This is a genomic window from Peptococcaceae bacterium 1198_IL3148 (assembly GCA_036763105.1).
Lineage (GTDB): Bacteria > Bacillota > Desulfotomaculia > Desulfotomaculales > Desulfohalotomaculaceae > JBAIYS01.
The window spans coordinates 1-6,686 of the sequence record JBAIYS010000026.1; the positions used below are offsets into that span (position 1 = coordinate 1).

At 45.0% G+C, this 6,686-nt stretch carries 8 protein-coding genes; 1 reads left to right on the plus strand and 7 read right to left on the minus strand.

Annotation, left to right across the window (positions count from 1 at the left end):
- The 7 genes from V6C27_14600 to V6C27_14630 form a co-directional block, all read right to left on the minus strand.
- The coding region (locus V6C27_14600) for a formate C-acetyltransferase/glycerol dehydratase family glycyl radical enzyme (GenBank protein MEG6617623.1) at positions 1-286 on the minus strand (286 nt) is incomplete at its 3' end.
- Between the two features lie 38 nt (positions 287-324).
- Positions 325-1,461 (minus strand): 1-propanol dehydrogenase PduQ, encoded by a 1,137-nt coding sequence (locus V6C27_14605; GenBank protein MEG6617624.1) that lies wholly within the window; start codon positions 1,459-1,461, stop codon positions 325-327.
- Positions 1,462-1,491: 30 nt separating this feature from the next.
- Positions 1,492-2,982 carry an acetaldehyde dehydrogenase (acetylating) gene (locus tag V6C27_14610; protein MEG6617625.1) on the minus strand — a complete coding sequence of 497 codons (1,491 nt, stop codon included), beginning with the start codon at positions 2,980-2,982 and terminating at the stop codon, positions 1,492-1,494.
- 52 nt (positions 2,983-3,034) lie between these two features.
- Positions 3,035-3,325 (minus strand): BMC domain-containing protein, encoded by a 291-nt coding sequence (locus V6C27_14615; protein MEG6617626.1) that lies wholly within the window; start codon positions 3,323-3,325, stop codon positions 3,035-3,037.
- Positions 3,326-3,357: 32 nt separating this feature from the next.
- Positions 3,358-3,657 (minus strand): BMC domain-containing protein, encoded by a 300-nt coding sequence (locus V6C27_14620; GenBank protein MEG6617627.1) that lies wholly within the window; start codon positions 3,655-3,657, stop codon positions 3,358-3,360.
- Between the two features lie 135 nt (positions 3,658-3,792).
- The gene (locus V6C27_14625; protein MEG6617628.1) at positions 3,793-4,059 is read right to left on the minus strand and encodes a hypothetical protein; all 267 of its coding nucleotides are present in this window, start codon (positions 4,057-4,059) and stop codon (positions 3,793-3,795) included.
- Between the two features lie 4 nt (positions 4,060-4,063).
- On the minus strand, positions 4,064-5,152 hold the full coding sequence (locus V6C27_14630; GenBank protein ID MEG6617629.1) for a hypothetical protein: 1,089 nt from the start codon (positions 5,150-5,152) through the stop codon (positions 4,064-4,066).
- A gap of 403 nt (positions 5,153-5,555) precedes the next feature.
- On the opposite strand from V6C27_14630, the gene V6C27_14635 reads away from it, so the two are divergent.
- Positions 5,556-6,470 (plus strand): phosphotransferase, encoded by a 915-nt coding sequence (locus V6C27_14635; GenBank protein ID MEG6617630.1) that lies wholly within the window; start codon positions 5,556-5,558, stop codon positions 6,468-6,470.
- Positions 6,471-6,686: the final 216 nt, after the last annotated feature.

Sequence of the window (6,686 nt, forward strand, 5' to 3'; positions counted from 1 at the left end):
TGGGTAAACCCTCATTTTCTTTGGCCACCTGGGTGAAAGCTCTGGCCCGATAGGTGCTGACACTGGGTTTAACCTTTAAATAAGCTGCCCGCAGTCTTTCCAAGCGCGGTGTCAGTCCGGTGATTTCCCCTTCAGGGGACTTAGTTTCAATATTATTAGTTATAGGACGGTTAGCGGATAATTCTTTGGAAATACCTTGAAAAAGTTTCATGATGGCTGCGGTTTCTTCCGATGATAAGTGTTTAGTGGCATCCGCAAACCGATTAGTAAACTCTTTAATATCCAACTTTTTTCCTCCCTTTCCCTTTAATGTCCCTTAATAGCTTAAAATGACTTTTTATAGATAGCGATTAAATCTTCCCGGGATGGTTGCCTTGGATTGCTTGGAGTGCAGCGATCATAAAGGGCTAGATCTGCCATATTACCCAGTTGGTCCTCAAATTTGCTTTTATCAATGCCCATTTCTTGGATACCTTTGGGGATACCCAGGGCTTTGGTCAAATCCTTGACGGCCTGCAGGAAATTAATCGTCCCTTCTCGGTATGTACGAGCAGGTAATTGCATCACCGCAGCCAACTTGGCATATTTTTCTGCTACATTTTTCTGCGCTTTATTGCTCAAATCAGCGTTATATTCCAGCACTGCACTCAGTAGCAATCCATTGGAACGTCCGTGGGAAATGCCAAAGGTTGCACCCAAGGCATGGGCTAAGCTGTGATTGATCCCGAGGCCTGCATTTGTGAAGGCCATGCCCGCTAAACAGGATGCCTTTTGAATGCGCTCCCTGGCACTGGCATTGTTAGTATCGCGATATAAATTCTCTAGGTCTGCAAAAATCAGTTGAATTGCTTTTTCCGCCAGGGCATCGGTGCAAATGGTTGCCTCGGTAGAAACATAGGCCTCGATAGCATGTACCAAAGCATCTATACCTGTATCAGCCACCACCTGTTTGGGTACGTGCTGGATGCAAGTGGAATCCAGTATGGCGATATCCGGGGCCATCCAATCATCCACAAGACACACTTTTTCGCCTTCTGTGGTAATCACGGAGAAGTTGGTCACTTCGGAACCTGTCCCACTGGTGGAGGGAATGGCAATAAAGAGTGGTTTTTTAAACTCCTCCCCCGCTGCTTTGCTGAACTGCCATAGGGAATACAAAATGCCTTTGGCGGCGTCGATGACGGAACCGCCACCCAACGCAACAATAGTGTCTGCCTGGGTTGCCAAATAGCGCTTCATCCCCGCGGCGATGACTTTCACATCGGGGTCGGGACACACTTCTGTAAAAACTTCTGACTTTATCCCGGATTCATTAAGATAATCTACAGTTTTCTGCAGATAACCTAATTTCTCCATAATGGCATCCGAAACAATAAAGGCGCAGGACCCCTTAACCTCTTTCAGAAATTCCATGGAACCCTCACTGAAATATATCTTGGGTTTTAGAATAAATTTCTTCATTGCTACCCATTCACCTCGATATCACCTGTGCTACTTTAGGTGCTCAATTAATCTTACAAGAAGTTCTTCTAAAGCCTGTGAATCCTTAGTCGTTTTCTGATTGACTGAAATTTGGTTGCTTATTTCAGTGACTTCCGCCACCTGAACCCCTTTGGCTAGATCCTCCATTGGTCGCACACCATAACCAACCTTTCGGATGTTAATTAGGTTCATTGGCGAGACATTATCAGATGTAATGCCCCCACCAACTGCGCCACAGCCCAAGGTTAAGGCCGGGAAAAGATTGGTTGTGGCCCCTAGCCCCCCCAAGGTGGCCGGTGTATTCACCAGCATTCTGGATACGGGTTTTTTTAGGGCAAATTCCCGAATTACATGCTCATTTTTTGAGTGGATAACCAGAGTGTGTCCCAGTCCCTCATTCACCAGAAGTTCTATGCACTTTTCACAGGCATTCAGCCAGTCCTTTTCCACATAAAAAGCCAGAACCGGGCAAAGTTTTTCCCTGGCATAAGGATTACTGGGGGACACATATTTTTGTTCTGAAATTAGCACTTTGGTATTATCCGGCACGGAGAAGCCAACTCTACGGGCCAATTCTACAGCAGACTTTCCCACAATTTCAGGATTGATGCTGCCATCCCGGAGGAAAAAGAACTTACTTAGACTTTCAGATTCCGAAACAGACAAGAAGTAGGCACCATTTCTTTTGAGCTCTTGTCTTACTTCTTCCGCGATGCATTCCTCGGCAACGATGGATTGCTCCGAAGCGGAAACTATTCCGTTATCAAAGGTTCTGCTGGCAATAATATCCGCCACCGCCCTTTTAATATCCGCGGAACGCTCTATAAATGCCGGGCCATTGCCGGGGCCACCATTAATGACTGGCTTTCCGGAAGCATGTGCCACACTAACCATTTGGGGCACCCCTGTAATCAGAATTAGTGCCGTGTCTCGGTGGTTCATTAAAGCAGCGGTACCGTCAACCGCCAGGGTTTGCAAATAGGCTATGGCCCCGCTGGGCAAGCCATTTTCCTCAGCCGCTCGTATCATGATATCCAGCACCTTGCCAATGCTTTTTTTTGCCTTTGGATGGGGTGAATAAACAATGGCGTTGCCTGATTTAATGGCAATCAAGGTTTTATATATTGTGGTGGATACCGGGTTGGTGGAGGGTGGTACAGCCACAATCACCCCCACCGGCACCCCTATGTCTATGGTCTTATTTTCTTTGTCCTCGGCAATAATGCCGACCACTTTCATATCTTTAATTTTTTTATAAATGAAATCACTGGCAAAAACGTTTTTTGTAAGCTTGTCCTGCCACTTGCCAAACCCCGTTTCTTCCTGCGACATGATGGCAAGTTCCTTGGCATGCTTATATGCCTCTTGGGCCATATGCCCAACAATTTTATCCAGTTTCTCCTGCGGAAAGGTGGCCAGAATCTTTTGGGCCTCCCGGGCATTTTCCACAAGAATCCGTGCCTCTTGGACTGAGAGCAAATCATTGTCGATCCTATTCATCCTTCAATTACCCCCCTTTCCACCCAAAAACAAAGAAATTGGACCATCCGCATTAAAAATCTATTACGTATTTGGCGATAATTTTTTGTATGTCTGCATGGGGACTCGCAATGACGAGCGAAGTATAGACCTCACCCACCTTGCTGGCTGATTTAACACCGGCCTCTACCGCTGCTTTTACCGCTCCCACATCGCCGCTCACCACGACGGAAACCAAACCCGAAGCCACATTTTCATAACCCACTAGTTCCACATCTGCAGCCTTGCACATGGCATCCGCAGCTTCCAGCACCGAGACCAGGCTATAGGTTTCAATGAACCCTAAGGCATCATTTTTGTCCACGCGACGTCTCCCTTTCCAAAAATGTTCGATCTTTATTCCGCATCAATGTCGTGTTGTGAAACAATCTTTCCCACCCGGCTGATGGGGCGCGGCATAACATGGAAAGCAGTAAGTTCGCCTATGGCTGCCGCCGCCGCTGCGCCTTGTTCCACAGCTGACTTCACCGCCGCCACATCCCCTTTGACCATCACTGTGACAAGCCCAGACCCCATGTTTTCATATGAAACTAGAACAACATCAGCAGCTTTAAGCATGACATCCGCCGCTTGAATGGCCGGCACCATGCCCCTTGTCTCAATCAGTCCCAATGCTTCCTCGCCAGAGTATTTCATCGCTACAACTCCTTTTGTCACATTACTTCATGATGCACCCCACCAAGGCAAGGAAATCCCCAAAAACACGTTCACATTTTATTCAATTTCAGGCAGGACCAGCCTAAGTTGCCGTTCCTGCCTAAAAAATATTGCCTAATCGGGAATGTACTTGTTTATCGTTGCCGCTCCTTCTTTGTGTGCGCGGTAATATACCTTTAGTTCTCCCTTTTCATCAAGTTCAAATCTTGTTTCCTGCAGGAGTCCATTGGCCTCGCCTGTCATGATCGCTTCTAACACGGCTGGTTTTTTTAAGGCTTTGTAATGGCCGTATTCACCTTTTAACGCTTCGATCACGTCATCGGCACAGGCTTCCTTCACCTTTGTAAAGTGTTTTAAAATAGCGTAGTTTAATGGTTTCATTGACTTAGGCCTCCTTCTTTCTGAACAAGTCCAGCGGATTCATCGCAATGACCAAAATACCAAATGCCATCACTACCGCCGCCGCCCATGCGATGGGGGGCAGGGACCAGCCATCAATACCAGCAAATACGCCTAGCACCAACCAGCAGAAAAACGGTCCCCAGAAAGAAAACGCGCCGTTACAGGCCATGCCCAGTGCCGCACCGCACATGCTGTTGCCTTTATACCATAGGCTGTATGCGAATACTGCAAAGAAACCACTAACCAAGAACCAAATAATGGCGGGTCCGCTTGTAACTGCTTGTACCACAAGCGAAGGGGCAAGGCCGATATTTCCTGCTATCATCGCCATAAGCGGAACCAGGATAATCAGGTTGGAAAGCCCAGAGGTGCTTTGACGGATGGTAATACCAATCTCGTAGTCGATCATGGAAGTTCCATAACCTGCCACACAACCTTCCAGACCCCAACCGAAGGCACAGATAAAAGCGATACAGATTCCAAGGAGTAGATTTTCCGGTGCATCGGCACTCATGCTGGTGCTGCCGATCATTAAAGAAGCGGTGAAGCAGATTGCAATACCGAGCAACATACGAGGGGTAAGTTTTTGCTTGAATAGGACTCTTCCTAAGATTGCCCCGATGGCAGGACAAAGGGCCGTAATTGGAATGATGATGGAACCAGCCATTTGAAGGGCCACAACATATGCGGTACTTGAAATAGGTCCCCCTATCAAAGCAGCAAGAATCATCATTTTACCCGGCTTTGTCTTTAGCGTCCTGAAATAGTCGCCAAGCTTGCCTTTGAAAGCGGCAATACCCATACACCAGAGCGCACTTATGGTGTCGTTCAGTGCACTTCCCAGGGAACCAAGCATGTAGGTAATCACAAACGCTGACAGGGCGGCAGTATTTGGGCCATACCAATCCGCCCAGACCCCATTGGCCATACCCAAGGTCAAAAATGCGGAATAAAGCCCGTAGCACATGCCAGAGAGAATACCAACGGTAACCCCTTTTTTGAAAAAATTAGAAGATAGCTTTTTTTTCGCAGCAACGGCGGCTGCACTGGGAGGAACTAAGGTGTCGCTCATAGATCAAATTCCTTTCCTTTGTTTTGATTCCGCCGTTATCAGTCTATTGGCCATAATGTTTTGATGATGTTTTCTTAATTGACTGATAATTCACACGGTAATTAGTTAACTCCATGATAACGCATATGGAACTTATTTTTTTGAATAATCAGGATCTTTAATTAGTACTTTTATGTCTAGTATGGTCTAGGTATGGTACTAAAGTGACTTTATTGAACAATTGAGAAGCAGGAGCTAATTTGACAAAACCGGTAATTAAAATTTTTCGCTCAAATGCACCATTGAAATTCATTGCTAGACTGAGAGGTCTGTCCAAAAGCATTGATTTTGTTAGTTTTTTTTGCTAAAGTAGGTTTACAGCAATCTCAAAAAACAAATTTCACTATACTTGGTGGGGTAATATATGAAAATAGAAAAATTAGTCCAAGAAAAGCTACGACATGTTTTTCAAGATGAAAACATTGTATTCGATAAATCCCGCTTTGCCGGTGGACTAACCAATTACAACTATATAATGAACATTAAAGGTAGCGAATATGTTATCCGACAACCAGGTGGCATGACCGAACAAATTATTGATCGTAAAGTGGAAATGATCAATAATAGCATTGCTTCAGAATTTGGCGTAAATTCGGATTGCTTTTACTTTGATGAAGATAGTGGAGTTAAAATAAGCTTCTACATAAAAAATAGCCAAAACATTGCTCTGGCCGATCCGGGTTCCCTTAAAAACCTGGAAGCTGTTGCTAGCTTATTGAAAAAAACTCACTCCTTTGCAAAGCCCTTTCCCAACCACTTTGATTGGCAAAGGGAGCTAGCCAAATACGAACAGATTATCCAGCAACAACATGGTGACTTATTTTTTGATTACCAAAGGTTAAAAGAACTATTAGTCGCTTTTATGCAAAAAAATATTAAGAGTACCATCCTGGTCCCCTGCCACAATGACACAGTGCCGGAAAACTTTGTCATCGACGATTCCGGCAGAACCTATCTGATAGACTGGGAGTATTCTGGCATGAATGATCCTTGTTGGGATGTGGCAGCCTACATCCTGGAATCTAAACTTTCTGTTGACGCCATCAATAATTTAATTCAGATCTATTTTGGTCAACCACTGAGCCTTGAGGAAGATTTAAAAATTAAAGGCTTTATGACTGCCCAGGATCTACTCTGGACAGTTTGGGCCTTGATTAGACATTACAATGGTGAAGATTTCCTGGATTACTGTACTATGAGATATGAGCGTTTCCGCAAAAACATCAAAGCCATCACCAAATCACCCCACTGTTCTATCGCCAGTATGGTTACCTGTTAATCCTACCTAACAAAAACATGCCTTAACCCTTTTCCCAAGAGTTAAGGCATGTTTTTTGTTATATGGTTTTGCCCTTATTTATTGGTTTGAACGTAATTGTCAAATCCTAAGCACTTAGGTAAATAAAAAGCCCAACCCGAGGATTGGACTTGATTTCAATTTTTAGTTTTGTAGCAGTTGTCGGGAAGCTCTTTAGACCATGGAACAAACTTTTCA